At 44.6% G+C, this 20246-nt stretch carries 21 protein-coding genes; 20 read left to right on the plus strand and 1 reads right to left on the minus strand.

Annotated features, from left to right (window positions below):
* Positions 1 to 116: 116 nt before the first annotated feature.
* Positions 117 to 1541, minus strand: a complete 1425-nt coding sequence (locus ACVS9P_RS03090; RefSeq protein WP_452104180.1) for a shikimate kinase — start codon at positions 1539 to 1541, stop codon at positions 117 to 119.
* A 208-nt stretch (positions 1542 to 1749) separates the two neighbouring features.
* Between ACVS9P_RS03090 and acpP the strand changes: the two genes are divergently transcribed.
* From acpP to ACVS9P_RS03190, 20 genes are all read left to right on the plus strand, one after another.
* A complete protein-coding gene (gene acpP / locus ACVS9P_RS03095; RefSeq protein ID WP_180341230.1) occupies positions 1750 to 1983 on the plus strand; it encodes an acyl carrier protein in 234 nt (77 codons plus the stop codon).
* 225 nt (positions 1984 to 2208) lie between these two features.
* Entirely contained in the window at positions 2209 to 2490 is a 282-nt protein-coding gene (gene yabP / locus ACVS9P_RS03100; RefSeq protein ID WP_452104181.1) for a sporulation protein YabP, read from the plus strand.
* An 11-nt stretch (positions 2491 to 2501) separates the two neighbouring features.
* Complete coding sequence (locus ACVS9P_RS03105) at positions 2502 to 3311, plus strand: septum formation initiator family protein (protein ID WP_452104182.1); 810 nt, start codon at positions 2502 to 2504, stop codon at positions 3309 to 3311.
* Between the two features lie 49 nt (positions 3312 to 3360).
* Positions 3361 to 3867 carry a S1 RNA-binding domain-containing protein gene (locus ACVS9P_RS03110; RefSeq protein WP_452104183.1) on the plus strand — a complete coding sequence of 169 codons (507 nt, stop codon included), beginning with the start codon at positions 3361 to 3363 and terminating at the stop codon, positions 3865 to 3867.
* Positions 3868 to 3972: 105 nt separating this feature from the next.
* Complete coding sequence (locus ACVS9P_RS03115; protein WP_452104184.1) at positions 3973 to 5157, plus strand: amidohydrolase; 1185 nt, start codon at positions 3973 to 3975, stop codon at positions 5155 to 5157.
* 23 nt (positions 5158 to 5180) lie between these two features.
* Entirely contained in the window at positions 5181 to 6020 is an 840-nt protein-coding gene (locus tag ACVS9P_RS03120; protein WP_452104185.1) for a fumarate hydratase, read from the plus strand.
* Between the two features lie 126 nt (positions 6021 to 6146).
* On the plus strand, positions 6147 to 6686 hold the full coding sequence (gene hpf / locus ACVS9P_RS03125; RefSeq protein WP_452104186.1) for a ribosome hibernation-promoting factor, HPF/YfiA family: 540 nt from the start codon (positions 6147 to 6149) through the stop codon (positions 6684 to 6686).
* A 77-nt stretch (positions 6687 to 6763) separates the two neighbouring features.
* Entirely contained in the window at positions 6764 to 7912 is a 1149-nt protein-coding gene (locus ACVS9P_RS03130) for a THUMP domain-containing class I SAM-dependent RNA methyltransferase (RefSeq protein ID WP_452104187.1), read from the plus strand.
* A 44-nt stretch (positions 7913 to 7956) separates the two neighbouring features.
* Entirely contained in the window at positions 7957 to 8451 is a 495-nt protein-coding gene (locus tag ACVS9P_RS03135) for an N-acetyltransferase family protein (protein WP_452104188.1), read from the plus strand.
* Positions 8452 to 8653: 202 nt separating this feature from the next.
* Positions 8654 to 8938: a co-chaperone GroES gene (locus ACVS9P_RS03140; RefSeq protein WP_452104189.1), complete on the plus strand. Its 285-nt coding sequence runs from the start codon at positions 8654 to 8656 to the stop codon at positions 8936 to 8938.
* A gap of 30 nt (positions 8939 to 8968) precedes the next feature.
* Complete coding sequence (groL, locus tag ACVS9P_RS03145; protein WP_452104190.1) at positions 8969 to 10600, plus strand: chaperonin GroEL; 1632 nt, start codon at positions 8969 to 8971, stop codon at positions 10598 to 10600.
* A 184-nt stretch (positions 10601 to 10784) separates the two neighbouring features.
* The gene (locus ACVS9P_RS03150; protein ID WP_452104191.1) at positions 10785 to 11729 is read left to right on the plus strand and encodes a phosphate ABC transporter substrate-binding protein PstS family protein; all 945 of its coding nucleotides are present in this window, start codon (positions 10785 to 10787) and stop codon (positions 11727 to 11729) included.
* Positions 11730 to 11833: 104 nt separating this feature from the next.
* Positions 11834 to 12745, plus strand: a complete 912-nt coding sequence (pstC, locus tag ACVS9P_RS03155; RefSeq protein ID WP_180341219.1) for a phosphate ABC transporter permease subunit PstC — start codon at positions 11834 to 11836, stop codon at positions 12743 to 12745.
* Positions 12735 to 13643 carry a phosphate ABC transporter permease PstA gene (pstA, locus tag ACVS9P_RS03160; RefSeq protein WP_452104192.1) on the plus strand — a complete coding sequence of 303 codons (909 nt, stop codon included), beginning with the start codon at positions 12735 to 12737 and terminating at the stop codon, positions 13641 to 13643. Before pstC ends, pstA begins: the two co-directional genes overlap by 11 nt.
* Before the next feature lie 11 nt (positions 13644 to 13654).
* The gene (gene pstB / locus ACVS9P_RS03165) at positions 13655 to 14554 is read left to right on the plus strand and encodes a phosphate ABC transporter ATP-binding protein PstB (protein ID WP_452104193.1); all 900 of its coding nucleotides are present in this window, start codon (positions 13655 to 13657) and stop codon (positions 14552 to 14554) included.
* A 54-nt stretch (positions 14555 to 14608) separates the two neighbouring features.
* Positions 14609 to 15289 (plus strand): phosphate signaling complex protein PhoU, encoded by a 681-nt coding sequence (gene phoU / locus ACVS9P_RS03170; RefSeq protein WP_452104194.1) that lies wholly within the window; start codon positions 14609 to 14611, stop codon positions 15287 to 15289.
* A gap of 11 nt (positions 15290 to 15300) precedes the next feature.
* A complete protein-coding gene (locus ACVS9P_RS03175; RefSeq protein WP_452104195.1) occupies positions 15301 to 15999 on the plus strand; it encodes a response regulator transcription factor in 699 nt (232 codons plus the stop codon).
* Complete coding sequence (locus ACVS9P_RS03180) at positions 15996 to 17714, plus strand: ATP-binding protein (RefSeq protein WP_452104196.1); 1719 nt, start codon at positions 15996 to 15998, stop codon at positions 17712 to 17714. Before ACVS9P_RS03175 ends, ACVS9P_RS03180 begins: the two co-directional genes overlap by 4 nt.
* A 108-nt stretch (positions 17715 to 17822) precedes the next feature.
* Positions 17823 to 18911, plus strand: coding sequence for a DUF3048 domain-containing protein (locus ACVS9P_RS03185; RefSeq protein WP_452104197.1), 1089 nt, complete (start codon positions 17823 to 17825; stop codon positions 18909 to 18911).
* Positions 18912 to 19057: 146 nt separating this feature from the next.
* Positions 19058 to 20245, plus strand: coding sequence for a phage baseplate protein (locus ACVS9P_RS03190; protein WP_452104198.1), 1188 nt, complete (start codon positions 19058 to 19060; stop codon positions 20243 to 20245).
* Position 20246 lies beyond the last annotated feature (1 nt).

Below are 20246 nucleotides of genomic sequence, written 5' to 3' on the forward strand. Positions count from 1 at the left end.
AAGCATTTGAGCAGTCATGGAAAAGCTCCTTTTTGTTTGATTGAACCTATCATACTTCACTTTGAAGGGATCTGTCAAGCACTTTATTGATTAAAAGTGAAAAAGTAAAATACAACTTAATCTGTATGAAGAAGCTCCATAACCAAACAGGCGGCTTCTTCACTGGTATTTGAAACAGGAATCACGTAGTCGGCGGCTTCCTCATAGATTGGTTGACGTTTTTCATAAAGAATGTGCATGGCTTCTTCTCGATTTTCACATTCCAAAAGCGGCCTGCTGTGATCATCCTTTAAACGTTGTTCAATGAGTGCAAGCGGTGCATCCAGCAGAATTGTGATCCCGGTCTCTTGGAACAGTTCTGTGTTTTTTGGATTGAGCAGGCATCCTCCACCGGCAGCGATGACAAGCCCCTCTTTGCGGGAAAGAGTTTCAACCGCTTTGGTTTCCATTTCCCGAAATGCTTTTTCGCCATCCTGTGCAAAAATTTCTGAGATGGTTTTTCCGGACTCTTTTTGGATATAAGAATCTATATCGATAAATTCCCGATTCAGTGCGTTGGAGAGAATTGCGCCTACCGTAGTTTTTCCGCATCCCATAAAGCCGCAGAGAATAATGTTTCCAAAACGGCGCTGCATAGCATTTTGAGCGTCTTTGATAATGGGGGTAACCTGTTCCGGCAAAAATGTTTTTCCGGTCCAAATTTTTTGCGCGGCAGCAGCCTGCCATACCAGCATGCCCATTCCGCCGATGGAAGGAATCCCATTCTTTTTGGCTAGGTGCAGAAGACGAGTGGTAAGCGGATTATAAATTGCATCAAAGACAGTATTACAGGCACATACAACCATTTCACTGACAGGACAGTCTGCAAGGTGAGGATACATTCCAACGCTGGTAGCGTTGATCAGAAGGTCAAAAGTTTCTCCTGATTTTACCATTCCCTCCAGTTCTTCAAATGAACAGAGATCAATTACAGCATTTTCTTTTCCGATTTTCCGGCAAGTTTCGCTTAAAGTCTCTGTAATCCGATCGCAGCGCTGATGAAAGGAAAAAACAGCATTGCTGTCGCCGAGCGGCAGCTCGTTTTGATGACGATGTAAAGCAATCGTCAAATGCGGATTTTTACTTTTGCGCAAAATTTCGTTGATAAATACCTGCGCAACACCGCCGTTTCCGAGAATCAGACAATGTCCCTGCAAAGAGAAGCCGGCATCCTCAATTGTATGAAGAAAGCCATCCCCATCAGTGGTATGGCCAATCAATCGACCATTATGATTTTCGACCGTGTTGACGCTGCCGAAAGCTTTTGCTTTTTCATCGGACTGATAGAGCAGCGGCAAAATCGATTGCTTATGGGGGATCGTCACATTGAAGCCATCCAGGCTCCGCAGACGAGGCAGAGAATCCAATAATTGCTCTGGTGGGATCTCCATTGTTGTATAAGTGCCTTCTATGCCGCTTAATTTCATCAGACGATTGTGAAGAAACGGCGACATGGTATGGCCAATTGGATAGCCGATAACGGCGAAGCTTTTTTTGCCCATAAAGTTCCTCCAAAAAAATCCGGTTATTATTTTATGAAAAATCCAAAAAAAACATTGACAAAGACCGAATTCCCTAATAGTATTGTTGATAGATTATTTTCATTACCGCTTTTTAGCGGATGTTGTGGATATTATACCGCATAGTGCAGTGTTTTGTCTACTTTAAGAAAATACCTTTTGAAAATTCTGCAAAGGAGGGATAAATTTTATGGTATTGGAGAAAGTCAAAGCAATCCTCGCGGAGCAGTTCGATGTAGAAGACGAAAACAGCATTACCGCCGAGACAAACATTGCGGATGATTTGGGCGCGGATTCCTTGGACGTCGTTGATTTGCTGATGAGCATTGAGGATGAATTCGAACTGGAAATTCCGGATGAAGAAGTAGAAAATCTCAAGACTGTCGGTGATTTGGTCAAGTATATTGAAGACCACATCGGATAAAAAATTGATTCTTCATTGCCTGCAGCATTTTGCTGCAGGTTTTTTTATTAGAAGCGAAAGTGTATTATTAGGAAAAACCGTGGCAAGATCTTTTAAAATCAAAATTGAAATTTGACGAAAAATAAAATATTTTTAGAAATAATTAATCGCTTCTAATGAAAGAATAAGGGCAAAAGGGATAATCGTTTTTTTCTGTGCATAGAATTGCACGAGGAGGGAAAAACGATGACTGAACCAGAAAAGAATGGAAAAACACCTCATAGCCTGACTCTGGAAAACCGACATCTAATAAAAGCTACCGGCGTTGCACGGGTAGATAGTTTTGATGAAGAGACTGTTGTTGCTTATACCGATTATGGCCAGCTGGTGATTAAAGGTCAAAAATTAAAAATCAGCGAACTAAATATGGATACGGGAAAGCTTTCGGTTGAAGGCGAAGTCGTTTCAATGACCTATGTTGCTGGGCGGGAAGAGCAGGGCGGATTCTTTGCCCGCCTGTTCCGCTGATGGATACGCCTTTGCCCCAGCTGATCTGGGGAGCCGGCGCTTTTTTCATTTTGGGGGCGATTGTGGTTCCTTTTTGGGAACTTTTACAGGCTATCTTTATTTTTGTGCATGCAAAGCGACTTTTTAGGACCGTCTTAGAGTCTGTCTTTTTAGCTTTGCTGGCGCCTTTGATGATGCTTTGGGAGCTGGCTGTCAATTATGGAGAACTGCGCTTTTTCCATTTGATCAGTGCCGTTGTATCCTTTTGGATCCTTCACCGAACAATTGGGAAGTGGCTGCGCAAAATCTTTTTGGCAATTTTATCGATCCTTAACAAACTGATTTTTGTGCCAATTAAAAAACTAATCGAATTTTTAGGGAGAAAAATTGAAATTGTTTCTTCCTTTTTCGGAAAGATTCGTGCGAAATTAACGTTCTCTGTAAAAAACACCTTGAAACCAAAGCATAAAATAGTGTATAATAAAACTATCCATAATAAGGACTTAAAGAGAAAAGGAGGACAGGGCCATATGCAGGAAGTACCACCCAAAAAGAAAATTAAAAATCGAAAAAGTATTCTGCTGAGGCTTGCCCTTTTTGCTTTTGCAGTCTATGTGGTGGTAGCAGTTACGAATCAGCAGGTACAGATCAGAGAACGAAAACAGGAACTCGACCAACTGAATCATCAGGTGCAGGTGCAGGAAATTGTGAATGATGAAATTCGCCATGACCTCAGCACTTCCAGCCAGAGCGATGATTATGTGGAGCGAGTTGCCAGAGAAAGCCTGAGCCTTGCAAAACCCGGTGAACGGATTTTTGTGTGCATGGGCGGCGAGTCATGATCATGTTATCAGATATCAGACAAATTTTTGAGGAGGAAACGGACAATTTATGCAGCTTGAGGTAGGAGCGGTCCTGGAAGGCAAAGTTACAGGAATCACGAAATTTGGTGCATTTGTAGAATTACCCGAAGGGCACACTGGAATGGTGCATATTTCTGAAATTGCACCGACTTTCGTACAGGATATCCATGAATTTGTTTCTGAAGGGCAGACCGTAAAGGTAAAAGTGCTCAATATCACAGAGGAGGGAAAGATCAGCCTTTCTATGAAGAGACTGATGACCCCTCAGCAGGGACGCGAAGGTCAGGGCGCCGGACGCCCTCGGCAGTCACGCCCGCCTCGTCCGCAGCGCCCGCATATCTCTATGCAGAGCGCGGGCCGTCCCGGCAATTTTGAATGGCAGCCAAGATCGGCTCCGGAGGCTGCATCCTTCGAAGATATGATGTCTCATTTTAAGCAGACGAGCGATGAGAAAATTTCAGATCTTAAACGGGTTACTGAAAACAAACGCGGAGGCGGAGGCGGATTCTCACACCGCGGTGGTTCTAAATCATAATAAGAATAGGCGGAAAACTTTGCAGAAAGTCGATTTTTGCTTTGCTTTTTCTGCCTTTCATCGGGATTGCCCGGAGGCAGTCCCGATTTTTTTGCAGGAGGAATTATGCTCTTTATTCATTGTGAACTTTATCCGATGGAGGGCCCAGCCATTTCAGACGGTTGGATCGAAACAAAAGGCTCTCGAATCGAAAAAATAGGGGAAATGCCGGCACCTTCCGGATGCGGCCGAATGGTAGACTGCAAAGGTGCGAAAGTTTATCCCGGATTTGTAGACGCTCATACTCATCTCGGAATGTGGGAAGATGCGCTCACTTTTGAAGGGGACGACGGCAACGAAGAAACCGATCCGGTTACGCCTCAGCTGCGTGCGATCGATGCCGTAAATCCACGGGACCGCTGCTTTACAGACGCATTGGAAGCTGGAATCACAACAGTGGTGACCGGCCCGGGCAGTGCAAATCCGATCGGCGGTCAGATGGCGGCTTTAAAAACATATGGAGACTGTATCGACGAGATGATTGTAAAGGCGCCGCTGGCAATCAAAATGGCACTGGGAGAAAATCCAAAAACCGTTTATCACGGAAAGGATCGAACCCCTTCTACCCGTATGGCAACGGCGGCATTAATACGGGAAGAACTTTTTAAGGCACAAAGATATTTAAGTGACCTTAAAAGAAGTGAAAAAGATGAAGATATCGATCCGCCGGAATTTGATATTAAATCGGAAGCACTGATTCCGGCTTTGCAAAGGAAGATCCAGGTCCATTTTCATGCGCATCGCGCCGATGATATTTTTACCGCAATTCGGATTGCAGAGGAATTTCATCTGGATTATGTGATCATTCACGGAACGGAAGGCTATGAGATTGCAAAGACGCTTCAGAAAAAGAAAGCCCGTATCCTTTCCGGACCATTTTTTACAGACCGAAGCAAACCGGAACTGCACGATCAAACGCCGGCAAATCCTGGAATTCTTGAAAAATTTGGAATCCCGACGGCAATCGTAACAGACCACCCGGTGATTCCGTTACAGTATCTGACGATGTGTGCAGGTCTTGCGATGCGGGAGGGAATGAGCCGTGAAGGCGCATTGCGTGCTATTACGCTCACCCCTGCAGAAATTTGTGGAATTTCAGACCGCGTGGGAAGTCTCCTTCCCGGAAAAGACGCCGATCTTGTTTTCTTTTTTGGTGACCCGCTTTCCGGATATGAAAAGCCGGCGGCAGTAGTTGCCGGAGGGAAAATCGTTTTTGAACATTTTGACAAAAATTCAGATTCAGAACAATAAATTTAAAAAAGGAGACCGATAATATGAGAGAAGTTGATACAGCACAAATTACAGATACCGTGGCGAGACTTTGCATAGAGGCAAACCGAGAGCTTCCGAAAGATCTGGAAGCGCTGATTCGGACAAAATGTGGCGTGGAGACTTCTCCGATGGGAAAGAGCATTTTGTGCGATCTATGCAGTAATATGGATGCCGCAAGAGAATTCGGGGTACCGGTGTGCCAGGATACCGGGATGGCGGTGATCTTTGCAGAGGTCGGGCAGGAAGTTCACTTAAATGGCGATTTTGAAGAAGCTATCAATGCCGGTGTGCGCAAAGGATATGTAGAGGGGTTACTGCGCTGCTCTGTTGTAAAAGACCCAATTCGCAGAGGGAATACCAATGATAACACTCCTGCAATTTTACATACTCGGCTGGTGCCGGGAGATAAAATCAAATTGACAGTGGCACCAAAGGGCTTTGGAAGCGAAAACATGAGCCGGATTAAAATGTTTTTCCCGTCTGCAACAGAGGATGACTTAGTTCAGTTTGCGGTGGACAGCGTAAAAGCGGCAGGAAGTAATCCTTGTCCTCCGGTGGTGGTCGGCATCGGCATTGGCGGCGATTTCGAAAAGTGTGCGCTTCTTGCAAAACAGGCACTTTGCCGCCCGGTTTCCGAAAAGAACAAAGACCCATATTATGCTTCTCTGGAAGAAAAGATACTTTCCAAAATCAATGAGCTTGATATTGGGCCGCAGGGCTTCGGCGGGAAAGTAACGGCGCTGGCGGTTGCCATTGAACAGTTTCCAACTCATATTGCCGGCCTTCCGATGGCAGTCAATATGGGCTGCCATGTGACCCGCCATGCGAGCTGTACCTTGTAATTTTTAAAAAATTATTAATTTTTCACAAATACGAGAAAATCGCTTTTATTATTTTGGCATATATGCTATATTGTAATCAAGGAAACGCAAAGCGTTTTCGCTGAAAAGATAAAGGAGATGTTCTGAATGAAAGTTACCATTATTGGACGAAAAGTGAATCTTCGCGATAATTTTAAAGAGCTTGCGATTAAGAAGCTAAGCCGATTTGACCGCATTTTTGATGAAGATGCGCAGGCAAAAGTAGTGGTTACTTTAGAGAAGAACCGTCAGACTGTGGAAATTACGATTCAAAACCGCGGAATCTTTTATCGTGCTGAAGATACGGAGCAGGAAATGAATGATGCTCTAGATCAGGTAATCGGCGCTTTGGGGCGTCAGATCCGCAAGAATAAATCAAAATTGGACAAAACGGTTCATACGGCGGCTATTGATCAATATATTGCTGATTATGCACCACAAGAGAAAACGGATAAAGAAGAGGAATATAAAGTCGTGCGCAGTAAACACTTCTTTGTAAAGCCCCTTTCTGTAGAAGAAGCGATCCTCCAGATGAATATGTTGGGACATCAGTTCTTTATGTTCCGCAATGAACAAACCGGAGAGATCAATGTCGTTTATAAACGCCGCGACGGAAATTACGGCTTTTTGGAGCCGAACGGCAAATAAAAGCCGAGTTTATGCCGGCAGGGGCGCTCTTTCGTCAGCGTCCCTGCCTTTTTCTGAAATTTTATTATGGAGGTTTTATGGAACAATTTGAATTGTGCTGCCCCTGTGTTTTAGGGGTAGAGGGGCTGGTGGCAAACGAGCTGCGCAGAATGGAAATGCAGAATGTTCGTCCCCAAAACGGAAAAGTCGTTTTTTCGGGAGATGAAAGAAGTCTTGTCCGTGCAAACTTGAGTTCTCGATATAGCGAGCGGGTACAGGTGTTGATGGGAACATTTCCTTCAAAGACCTTTGACCAGCTTTTTGAGGGAGTGAAAGCCCTGCCGTGGGAACGGTGGATTGGAAAAGAGGATGCGTTTCCGGTAAAAGGGAGAATCCTTTCCAGCCAACTCAGCAGTTTGCCGAGCTGCCAGAAAATCATAAAAAAAGCGATTGTGGAACGGCTGAAATCAAAGTATCGGGTGGATTGGTTCCATGAGACCGGAACTCTTTACCAGATTCAGTTTTTGCTGATGAAAGATCAGATCAGCCTGATGATCGATACGAGCGGAGCAGGGCTTCATAAGCGCGGTTATCGTCAGAATGCGGCAGAGGCGCCCATTAAAGAAACTTTAGCTGCTGCGATGGTCGATTTGAGCCGAGTCCATTCGGATGCGAATTTTATTGATCCCTGCTGTGGTTCCGGTACGATTTTAATTGAAGCTGCTATGTATGCGATGAATATTGCTCCGGGGATGCAGCGGCGCTTTTCCGCTGAACATTGGAAAAATATAGACGGTAAACTCTGGCAGGAAGAACGCGATCGTGCCCGCTCACTGGTATTGCGGGACGCTGCCTTTGAGGCACACGGCTTTGATATTGACAAAGCGGCGGTGGATCTTGCATTGGATAATGCGAAAAAGGCGGGGGTAATCGGTCATGTTCATGTGGAAAGCCGGGACCTGCACGATTTTCAGCCGCTGGGGGATTTCGGATGTGTTATTTGCAATCCGCCTTATGGAGAGCGCCTGCTTGATCTGGATGAGGCAGAAGAACTTTATCGTACGATGGGAAAAGTCTTTGTTCCAAAGCACGGCTGGAGCTATGGGGTTATCTCTCCTGATGAAACATTTGAAGAATGCTTTGGGCGTAAAGCGGACCGCCGCCGCAAACTTTATAATGGAATGATTAAGTGCCAGTACTATCAGTATTTCCGGGCACCAAAGGAAGAATCATCTTCAAATCCCTGAAGGATGGCAGTAGGCTTTAAGATACCGTATTTTGGAGGAAGAAAATGATTCGTCGACTTCAAAGTGAGGACATGGATATTGTTTGTGACATTGTCAATGACAATTGGAAATCTGTTTACGCAGGTTATGTAAACCAAGAACTGCTTGGGGAAAAGGGCTGTGCCGACAGAACAGAAAGATTGAAAAAAGATTTTCTTTCCGGCAGACTGGAAAATTATATCTATGAGCAGGATCATCAAGTGGTTGCTTTATTGTCTGTTGGCCGGTCGGAAGATCCTGATAAAGAAGGTTCTTTCGAAGTTTGGCGTATTTATTTGAAAAAAGCGTTTCAACGACAGAAAATCGGTTCCGATTTGATTCGCTTTGCAGAGACACAGGCCCGAAAAGAAGGCTTTCGGGAGATTGTAATTTGGGCCTTTCAGAAAAATACGTCGGCTGTTGCTTTTTATCAAAAAAATGGATATCAGGTTGATCAGACAAAATACTTGGGCAAGCCTTTTTTTGCGTACGGTTTGCGCCTTCAGAAAATACTTTTATAAAAAAGCAGCAGAAAATTTTCTGCCGCTCTTTTTTTACAGTTGGGAAAATTCGCTAATTTGTAAATAATTTATGAAATCGAAAATTTCTGTGAAAAACCCCTTGATTTTTTCGACACAAGCCGTTACAATAAGTTTAGCACTCAAAGATAAAGAGTGCTAAAAGCAGTAATCTATGTTTTATTTTTAAAGGAGGCTTTGTGTCATGACGATTCAACCTTTGTCTGACCGCGTGCTTATCAAAATGGAAGAGGCGGAGGAGACCACAAAGAGTGGAATTATTCTCTCTGGTTCCGCAAAAGAAAAACCCCAGATTGCCGATGTGATTTCAGTTGGCCCTGGCGGCATTGTCGATGGAAAAGAAGTTAAAATGACGGTTAAGGTCGGTGACCGTGTGCTCACCAGCAAATACTCCGGAACTGAGATCAAACTGGATGGACAGGAATATACCATTGTTCGTCAGTCTGATATTTTAGCTGTAGTAAAATAATTCATCTGATCATAATTGGAGGAATCAAGAATGGCAAAACAGATTATTTATGGAGAAGATGCCCGCAAGGCTTTAATGCGCGGCATTGATCAGTTGTCCGATACAGTAAAAATTACATTAGGCCCGAAGGGCCGCAACGTTGTGCTCGATAAAAAATTCGGCGCACCGCTTATCACCAATGATGGTGTGACAATTGCCAAAGAAATCGAGTTGGACGATCCCTATGAGAATATGGGCGCTCAGCTCGTTAAAGAAGTTGCTACAAAGACAAATGATGTTGCAGGTGATGGCACCACCACTGCAACGCTGCTTGCACAAGCGCTGATTCGTGAGGGCATGAAGAACGTAACCGCAGGAGCCAATCCGATGGTTATTCGCAAGGGAATGCAGACCGCAGTTAATACGGCAGTTGCCACTGTTAAGAAAAACAGCAAAAAGGTTGACGGCAGCGCCGATATCGCTCGTGTTGCAACGGTTTCTTCCAGCGATGAACAGGTTGGCAAACTGATTGCTGAGGCAATGGAAAAGGTTACAAATGATGGAGTCATCACAGTCGAAGAGAGCAAAACCGCCGAAACCTACAGCGAAGTTGTAGAAGGCATGATGTTTGACCGCGGCTATGTTTCTCCTTATCTTGTCACCGATACCGACAAGATGGTAGCGGATCTGGATGATCCTTATTTGATCATCACCGACAAGAAGGTTTCTTCTTTCCAGGAAATTCTGCCGTTGCTTGAGAAAGTTGTTAATACCGGCAAGAAATTCCTGATTATTGCGGATGATGTTGAGGGCGATGCTCTGACGAACCTGCTTCTTAATAAACTGCGCGGCACTTTAAACTGCTGTGCTGTTAAGGCCCCTGGCTTTGGTGACCGCCGCAAGGAAATGCTGCAGGATATTGCAACTTTGACCGGCGGCAAAGTCATCTCCAGTGATTTGGGCGTTGAGTTTAAGGATGTTGACCTCTCTATGCTGGGCCATGCCCGTCAGGTAAAGGTCGATAAAGAGAATACCATTATTGTTGGCGGCAACGGCGACAGTGCAGAGATCAAAGCTCGCGTTGATCAGATCCGTGCCCAGATTGAAAAAACCACTTCGGACTTCGATCGTGAAAAGCTGCAGGAGCGCCTCGCAAAATTAGCCGGCGGCGTTGCAGTGATCAAGGTCGGTGCTGCTACCGAAATTGAAATGAAGGAAAAGAAACTCCGCATTGAAGATGCTCTGGCCGCTACCAAAGCAGCTGTGGAAGAGGGCATCGTCGCAGGCGGCGGTGTTTCTCTGATCAATACAATTCCGGAAGTTGAAAAACTTCTCAAGAAGACACAGGGCGATGAGAAGACCGGTGTTTCTATTGTCCTGAAAGCTTTGGAAGAGCCGATTCGTCAGATTGCAACGAACGCAGGGGTAGAAGGCTCCGTTATCGTTGAAAATATTCGTCGTGAAAATAAGATTGGTTATGGATACAATGCTTTGACCGGCGAATATGGCGATATGCTTACCTTCGGTGTTGTTGACCCGACAAAGGTTACCCGTTCCGCTTTGCAGAATGCTGCTTCTGTCGCAATGACTGTTCTGACAACCGAGTCTTTGGTTGCTGATAAGAAAGAGCCTGCTCCGGCAGCTGCTCCGGCTGCACCTGATATGGGCGGCGGAATGTATTAATTTTGCAACCATAAAATAAATCCTCATTGATAGAAAAACTTCGACAGCTTTTTAAAGCTGCCGGAGTTTTTTGTTTTTTAAAGAGTTCTAAATTGCATTTAACTTCGTTTTAACATTGCATTGATAGAATAGCATCGTACAAAAGGAAAATAATAAAATAAAAAAACGAGGAGACAAAGCAATTATGAAAAAAATGGTTGGCTTTATATTATCAGTCTTACTGGTATCTTCCACTTTGGCCGGATGCGGCCAAAACGCTGCATCGGGAAGCAGCAACGTAGCTTCTGGAGCAGCAAGTACTACAACGTCAAAATCTGCAACGGCGGATATTAGCGGAACTATTACAGGATCCGGATCGAGCGCCCTTTTGCCGCTCGCACAGGATGCAGCAAAAGATTTTAAAGACAAATATCCAAATGTTTCGATTACTTTAAATGCTGGAGGCTCCGGAGACGGATTAAAGCAGGTTTCTGACGGATCCGTCAACATCGGAAATTCCGATGTTGAAGCTTCCTCAAAACTGACGGCCGATCAGGCAAAAGAATTGGTGGACCATAAAGTCTGTGTTGTTACGATGGCGCCGATTGTTAGCAAAGATGTCGGAATTACAAATTTGACAAAAGAACAGCTGATTTCTATTTTTACCGCTCAAATCACAAACTGGAAAGACGTCGGTGGCCCGGATGAAGCGATTGTGCTGGTGACCCGTCCGACTACTTCCGGAACGAGAGCTTTATTTACGCAATATGCGCTTAATGGAAATCAGGAAGCCAGCAATGCTGCACTTGAAACCGATAACTCCGGGACCCTTATTAAATCAGTGGAACAAAATAAAGGGGCCATCGGATATGTGGCACTGAGCTATTTAGTTGGAGACAATGCAAATCAGGTAGCAGCGGTTTCAATCGATGGAGCTGCACCGACTCTGGAAAACACTTACAACGGAAAATATCCCGTTTGGGGATATGAGCACATGTATACCAAGGGCGAGGCTACCGGTGCAGTAAAAGAATATCTTACCTTTATTTGCTCGGATGAGTATGGCAAGAAGATGGAGGGACTTGGATACGGGATTACTGCTAAAATGGATTCGTCCGTTACCTCTAGCCGTGATGCCGCAGCTAAATAAGGCCTTTCAAAATAAAAATTTGTGCTTTTAAACGAATTGGGATCGGAAAGTTCAGACGGAAAAATTGTTCGTCTGAACTTTTCACATATAAAATGGAGTGCTTTATGAATAAAAGAATTTCGGGGCATATTCGAAAAGAATATGCAGGGCGAACCGTTGTGACCATTTTTGGCGTTTTTATGATTGCAGTGACCTTTGCAATCGGAATTTTTCTTTCTGCAAAGGGAATAGGAACCTTTGTCCAATATCAGCATTCGGTTAGCGAGTTTCTCTTTTCCTCAAACTGGAGTCCTATGGATGATTTTATAGGGGGCGGCCACGTCGGTGCTGCAATTTTTATTGTTGGTTCGCTTGCCACCTGTGGGCTGGCACTGGTAATTGCAGTTCCCTTTAGCTTAGTCTCTGCGATTTTTATTACCGAAATTGCGCCGGGTTTTGGGAAAAAATTTTTTCGGCCGGCCATTGAAATCTTTGTCGGAATTCCATCAGTCGTTTATGGATGGGTTGGACTTTCCATCTTAGTTCCAACAATTCGTACGGTTTTTCATCAACCGATGGGATATGGCGTTCTTGCTTCTGCAATCGTTTTGGCAGTGATGATTTTTCCATCCATTACGACAGTGGCGGCCGATGCCATTCAAAGTGTCCCGGACAGTTACCGGGAGGCGGCCTATGGAATGGGTTCCACACGCTGGCAGACCATTTATCGAATTGTTGTCCCCAATGCACGGTCTGGAATCCTGACAGGAATTATTCTCGGTCTTGCGCGCGCCTTTGGAGAAGCTCTTGCAGTTGCAATGGTAATCGGGCAAATGAAAGCTTTTCCAAAATCAATTTTTTCACCGACTTCAAACCTTACTGCAACAATCGCCTCCAATATGGGAGGCGCTGCCGAGGGCGGGGAATATAATACGGCACTCTGGACAATGGCGCTGCTGCTTTTCCTGATTTCTTTGCTCTTTATTTTTCTGATTCATTTGATTTCAAGCAGAAAGGAGAAAATCAATGCACAATAATCAAAAAGACGAAGTGGATCGTTTTAGCCGAAAATGCCGCGCAACAGATCGGTTTATGACCAGACTGTTTTATGTGGTAGCGGGATTCTTTCTCCTTTTATTAGCTGCTTTTTTACTGGATGTGTTGATTTCAGGTTTTTCGAGTTTTGACAGCAGTTTTCTTTCTTTTACGGCAGAGGGAATTGGAAACCAATTTTTCAATACGGTCTATCTGGTGTTTTTGTCTCTTTTAATCAGTGTTCCTATCGGCATATTTGCCGGGATTTATCTTGCGGAATATGCAAAGGATGGAAAGCTGACCCGTTTTATCCGGATGTGCGTGGAGACGCTTTCTTCATTGCCCTCCATTGTGATTGGCCTTTTTGGATATCTCGTTTTTATTGTGATGACTCATCAGCACTGGAACCTTTTGGCAGGCGCTTTTTCGGTTTCTATTCTTTGCCTGCCGCTGATTACATCGACGACAGTGGACGCGTTTCAGGCACTGCCTGGAGAATATAAAAGCGGCTCTCTTGCGGTTGGCGCCACTCACTGGCAGTCGATCGTCCATATGCTTTTGCCTGCTTGTGTTCCGCGCATTATGACCGGTATTATTTTAGCTGCCGGACGGGGATTCGGTGAGGCTGCCGCTTTGCTTTATACGGCAGGGATGAGCACGGATATCAACTGGAGCAACTGGAATCTGACCTCTCCGACCTGCCCGCTCAATCCTATGCGTCCAGGCGAAACGCTGGCTTTACAGATTTGGGCTTCCCGTACGGAATCCATTGCTGCAAATGCAACACAAATTGCAAATTTTTGTTCGGCTGTATTAATTCTGATGGTTCTTCTGTTTAGCTTGTTGGCACGAATCCTCAGCCGAAAAATTGATGAAAAAGCAACCGGTTCTTCCAAATAAAGGAGAAATAAATGATGGAGAATATCATAAATCAAACGCCTGCCTTAGTCGATTTAGTAGACAAAAGACAGGGAACATGGCAGCTAAAAGAAACAGCCGACACTACCCCACATGAGACAGTTTACGGAAATCTTTGCGGGATCGAAAATATCAAAGTGGGAATTCATGACCTGAATCTCTATTATGAAAGTGCAAAAGAGTCTTTTCAAGCACTCAGAAATGTAAATATGGACATTGCAGCCAACAAAATAACGGCGTTTATTGGACCTTCCGGCTGCGGAAAATCAACTTGTTTAAAAACACTCAACCGAATGAATGATCTGGTGCCAGGCTGTAAGATTACAGGAAAAGTCACAATTGATGGAGAGGATATTTACGATTCCCACACGGATGTCACTCTTTTGAGAAAACGTGCGGGAATGGTATTTCAAAAAGCAAATCCATTTCCGATGTCGATCTATGATAATATTGCTTATGGTCCGCGGATTCATGGAATCAAGCAAAAGCAGAAACTGGACGAAATCGTAGAGACCAGTTTAAAACAGGCCGCTTTGTGGGACGAAATAAAAGATCGTTTGAAAAAAAGTGCGCTGGGAATGTCCGGCGGGCAGCAGCAGAGACTTTGTATTGCTCGCGCACTGGCAGTGGAGCCGGATATTCTTTTAATGGATGAACCTACCAGCGCGCTGGATCCAATTTCAACTTTGAAAATTGAAGATCTGATGGGCGATCTGCGCAAAAAGTATACGGTGATTATTGTTACGCACAATATGCAGCAGGCAGGACGAATTGCCGATAATACCGCCTTTTTCTTGCTGGGAGAGATTGTGGAGTATTCCAATACAATGGATATGTTTAATAATCCTTTGGACGAACGCACAGAGCGCTATATTACAGGAAGATTTGGCTGATTTTTTGCTCGCGTTTTTATAAAAATATGGTATGATACAAAAGGAGACCGAATTATGCCCAGAAAATATTTCGATCAGGAACTAAAAAAACTTAACGAACAAATGATACAAATGGCTCTTATGATCAGCGACCGAATTGAAAAGACGATCCGGGTGCTGAAAACAGATGATCGGGAGTTGGCCCAGCAGGTCGTTTTGGGAGATCGGGAAATTGATTCTTTGGAGCAGGAAAACGAAAAGTTTTGCATGAACCTGCTTGCAATGCAGCAGCCGTTAGCTCATGATCTGAGAGAGATCGCCGCCTGCCTCAAAATTTTGACCGATATGGAACGCGAAGCCGATCAGTGTGCCGATATCTGTGAAATTTCAGAGACAGGAACGCTTGATCCCAACAGTTTGCTGATCAATAATGTGGTGCAAATGATGGGAATGGCACAGTCGATGTTCCAAAGAGCGATGAATGTTTTTTTAAGCGGAGATTTGGAAGAAGCAAGGGCAGTTTGCAAAGAAGATGATGCAGTCGATTCTGCATTTGCAAAAATGGTTTTGGAAATTTGCGCTTCCATCTCTAAAAATCCGGAACAGGTGATGAAAGAGGTTGATCTTCTTTTTATTATTAAGTATATTGAACGTATGGGAGACCACGCGACGAATATTGCAGAATGGGTGATCTATCGGGGAACAGGGGAGCATCCAGACCTCAATGGAGAGGAGGATCTTCCTAACGGGAAATAACGGAGGAAGTTATGGCACTTATTTATGTTGTCGATGATGAGATGAATATTCGAAAATTAGTGGCTTTTGGATTAAGAGACGCAGGATTTGAGACGGCCGAATTTTCGGATGGAGAAAGCCTTCTAAAAGGAATGAATCGAAAAAAGCCGGATGCCATTATCCTTGACTGGATGATGCCGGGCATGGATGGATTAGAAGTATGTCGGCGGCTGCGGGAAGAGAAATCATGGAAAAAGATTCCGATTTTAATGCTGACTGCTAAGGGAGAAGAAATCGACAAGGTAGTTGGACTCGAAATGGGTGCCGATGATTATGTGACAAAGCCATTTGGAATCAAAGAGCTCTGTGCAAGAGTGCGGGCAATTCTCAGAAGGGTGAATGACTCCAAAGAAAACGAAGAAGAAGTTTTGGAAGAAGGCGGCCTTTCAGTCGATATTTCGCGTCATACGGTTAAAAAAAATGGAACAGTGATTGAACTGACTGCAAAGGAATTTGACCTTCTCTGTATTTTGATGCAAAACACCGGAAAAGTGCTTACTAGAGAGATACTGCTTGATAAAGTCTGGGGCGTGGAATATTACGGGGATACTCGCACGGTCGATGTTCATATGCGCTACTTGAGACAGAAAATCGAAGAGAATCCGGATTGCCCCCGATACTTAATTACAGTGCGTGGGGTCGGATATAAATTTGTCGGAGATCACTCATGAAGAAAAAACTGATTCTTTTAAATAGCATCGCAGTCGTTTTAGCATTTTCTGCGGCGTTTCTGTTTTCTGCTTTTCAAGTGCAGCAGCGGTATCACGAAATGTTTTCACAGAGGGTCTCAACGGCACTTTCTGTTCTGTCTGCCGAAGAGGATAAAATTTTGCAGGACCCACAGGAAATTGCGCAGGAAGTCGGAAAACAGCTCAGTGAAAATGGGGACGAGATGCGCATCAGTATTATCTCTTCTGACGGAGAAGTGCTGGGGGATAGTACGCAAAAAGAAATTTTAGAAAATCATGCGAATCGTCCGGAAGTAAAAGCTGCAAAAGAGTTTGGACGCGGAACAGATACTCGCATGAGCGCTACCGTTCATCAAAGCTATTATTATGAAGCAATTTCTTTAGAAAACGGCATTATTTTAAGAGCAGCTCTGCCGACCACTCAAATCGATCAGGAAATTTTGGGGCTCTGGAAAACAGCAGCATTCAGTATCGCACTGGGAGTTCTGCTTGTTCTGTTTATTACGGGAGCGATGGTCTCCCGTGCAACGCGTCCTTTGCAGGAACTGACAAAGGCTGCTGGAAACATTTCCAAAGGGGATTATTCCAGCCGTGTTAAGGTGACTGAAAAAGACGAAGTAGGGGATTTGGCAAGTTCTTTTAACAAAATGGCCGAAAGCACTCAGCAGGCGATGGAGGCTCAGCGGCATAACCAAAATCAGCTGGAGGGCCTTTTGGATAGCATGGACAGCGGAGTCTTGGCGATTGATCGAGAAGACAGGGTACAGTTTTTAAATGAACGTGCCAGAGAACTGGTTGGAATTCCACATCTTGCAGTTGGAGGTCAGATGGAAGGCAGTCTCCTCCTAGCTCATATTGGGCATCTGATGCACCGCGCAATGGAAAGCGGAGAAGCAGTTCGCCAGGAACTGAGCGGGCAGAAAGAAGAGCAGAAGCTGACCGTTTATGCCGTTCGTGTTGATGATGGGCATACAGCTTTAGCGGTGATTTCTGATGTTACCAGAATGAAACAGCTGGAGCAGCTGCGCACAGAATTTGTTTCGAATGTTACCCATGAACTAAAAACGCCGCTCACTGCAATCAGGGGGAGTATCGAGCTTTTAAAGAGTGCTGACCGGGATGAAAAAACCCGCGCTTACTTTTATGATGTGCTGGATATGGAGACGCAGCGGCTGCAGCATTTGATCGACGATATGCTGGCACTTTCCCAAATTGAGAATGCAAAAGAGGATCCTTCTGCAAAAATGTGTTCTGTAGAACAAGCGGTAGAAGAAGTGGTGGAGCGCCTTTCGGAGACGGCTAAACAGAATGAGGTGCAGCTCAGCTATCGTGTTGATCCCAAAGCGATTGTCCGTTTTTCTCCCACACGGCTTCAGCAGATGATTTCTAATTTGGTCGAGAATGCAATCAAATACAACCGAAAGGGCGGAACGGTCAGCGTTGAGGGCCTTTTGAGGCGGAATATGGTTGTGATCAATGTAAAGGATACCGGAATTGGAATTGCACCGGAACATATTGGGCGTTTGTTTGAACGGTTTTATCGGGTAGATGCTTCTCGTTCCCGAGAAATCGGCGGTACCGGATTGGGACTCTCGATTGTCAAACACCTGGCGGCTTTATATGGCGGTACGGTTAGTGTAGAAAGCGTGCCGGAAAAAGGCAGCACCTTTACGGTGACGCTTCCCGTTGCAAAATAACTTTTGTTTAACAAGATCGATTTGGAAACGATTCTTTTTTAATCCTTCCTTTTTTTAGAAAATATGATACAATATTTTTAAAATGTTTCTTAAGGGAAGGAGATTTTTATGAAAAAGTGTAAAACTTTGGCCTTAGTGGTGGCTGTAGCTTTGCTAATGGCCGGTTGTGGACAGACTGCCTCGGTCTCCTCTGCTCCGGAAGCGCCGGCTTCCTCTGCGTCTGTTTCTTCGCAGCCTCAAAACGAAGGAAATCCCAAAAACATGAATCTTTTAACAGGGCTGGGTACTTTAACTGACGGAGCGGTCGGAAAACGTCCCGTGGCGGTCATGGTAAATAACCTTGTGGATTCTTTGCCGCAGTATGGAGTCTCTGATGCCGATGTGATTTTTGAGATTCCCGTGGAGGATAATATTACTCGTCTGATGGCAATGTATGGTGATTATACAAAAGTGCCTAAAATTTGTTCTTTGCGCAGCTGCCGATACTATTATCCAATTCTTGCGGTCGGCTTTGATGCATTTTATGTGCATTGGGGGCAGGATCCTGGAAAGGCACAGCAGGTATTGAATACGTTGGATATCGATCATCTCAATGGAACTGAGAATACTTACGGACTTTATGGAAGAGATCAGGCTCGCTTAAATAGCGGGATGGGTTTGGAACATACAGGTTATTTTGATGGAACCGGACTTGCTGCCGCTTTAAAACAAAATGGTGTACGTACGGATTTGAAGTCGGAAAAAACCGGACCTGCGTTTTCATTCCAGTCGGGGACGAATTTAATAAAGCCTGATGGCAATGCCTGTACCAAGATGAATGTGCAGTTTGGTCAGGGGGATTATTTCAGCACCTTTACTTATGATTCAAAGACTGGAACCTATCTAAAACAGCATAATGGAAACCCGCATATCGATGGGGTTACCGGCAAGCAGTTAAGCTTTACAAATGTGATCGCTTTGGAAACAGATATTTCACAGATGGACAGCACCGGCCACCAAAGTGTAAACTGGAAGGGTGGCAAGGGAACCTATAAAGGATATTATCTCTCTGACGGAGTGGTACAGTCGATTACATGGGAGAAAACCGGAGAGTATGATTATCTTAAGTTTTATGACAACAGTGGAAAAGAACTGAAACTAAACCGCGGAAAAACTTATATTGCGCTTGATTATCCGGGTTATGTTACTTGTTCCTAAAAAATAAAAAATTAGTAAGACCCGCTGAGGGACAGAGAAATCTGTACTTCGGCGGGTCTTTTTTTATTGGAACTTTTCCTTCTTTTCCCCAAAAGGCAAATTTAAAGCGCCATTTTTCGGAGGAGTGAAAGGAGTGGTGCAGCCACATGAATGAAAAAATAAAAATTTCTGCAGATGGAGGAGGAACAGCAAAAATTCTCCGGGCATTTCAAGGAGAGCACAATGCAAGAACTTATCAGATGGAAATTGATGGGCCGGATGGCCAGCAAATCGATCTTTCCGGAACAACGGCGATATTTTATATCTCCGAAGAGGATAAAGTCTTGCAGCTTCCAATGACAATCTCCGAAAATTCGGCATCCGTTACTTTAACGAATGAAGCATGCAGAACTTCTGGAGATTTAAAATGTTGGATTCAAATTGTAAAACCGGAAGCTTATGATCTGCGGGTTGATAATCTGATTCTGCGGGTCTTTCCCTGCAAAATTGATGAAGCAATTCCTGACGATGGAGAAGTTTCGGCTTTGTATCAGCTGATTTCTGATACTGGAAAAGCAATTCAAAATGCAGATCAAGCTGCAGAGGGGGCTCATACGGCGGCGGAAAATGTACAGTCGGCCGTTACTTTAGCTTCTAATGCAGCCCAAAATGCCAATACTGCGGCAGAATCAGCACAAGAAAAAGCGCAGGCGGCAACGGTAGCTGCCCAAGACGCTGATCATGCTGCTTCTTCGGCAAACACCGCAGCTAATAATGCGGCTTCTGTAAGCAGTGAAACACAGAAAATCGCGGATCAGTTAAAGGAAATGGATGTTTCTACACTGCAGACACAGATTCGTTCTAAGGCGGATAAATTATCCGGAGCAACTGCCGGAAATCTTGCAGTCATCAGTTCCGACGGCGACTTTAAAGACAGTGGGAAAGCCCCTGCCGATTGGCTTGTGAAAAACGATCTGCTTTTGCTTGTTTATCCGGTCGGCGCTGTTTATCTTAGCTTTCAGAATGCTAGCCCTGCCTCTTTTTTAGGGGGCACATGGGAAAAATTAGAGGATAGATTTTTACTGGGAGCCAGCAGTTCTTATGCTGTTGGAGGTAAGGGCGGAGAATCCACTCACACCTTAACAGTAAACGAAATGCCAAATCACAATCATGTTGGCTTGTACGGAAAAGGAGTGAGCCAATGCTTTTGGGATACCGGCGGGTCCAAATGGAGCCCTTCTGGAGAATGGACAGGTACATCTGGAGATTATACGACCGGATATACCGGCGGAGGCAGTGCGCATAACAATATGCCGCCCTATATAGCCGTTTATATGTGGAAACGAGTTTCTTAAA

The organism is Caproicibacterium sp. NSD3, assembly GCF_053613275.1.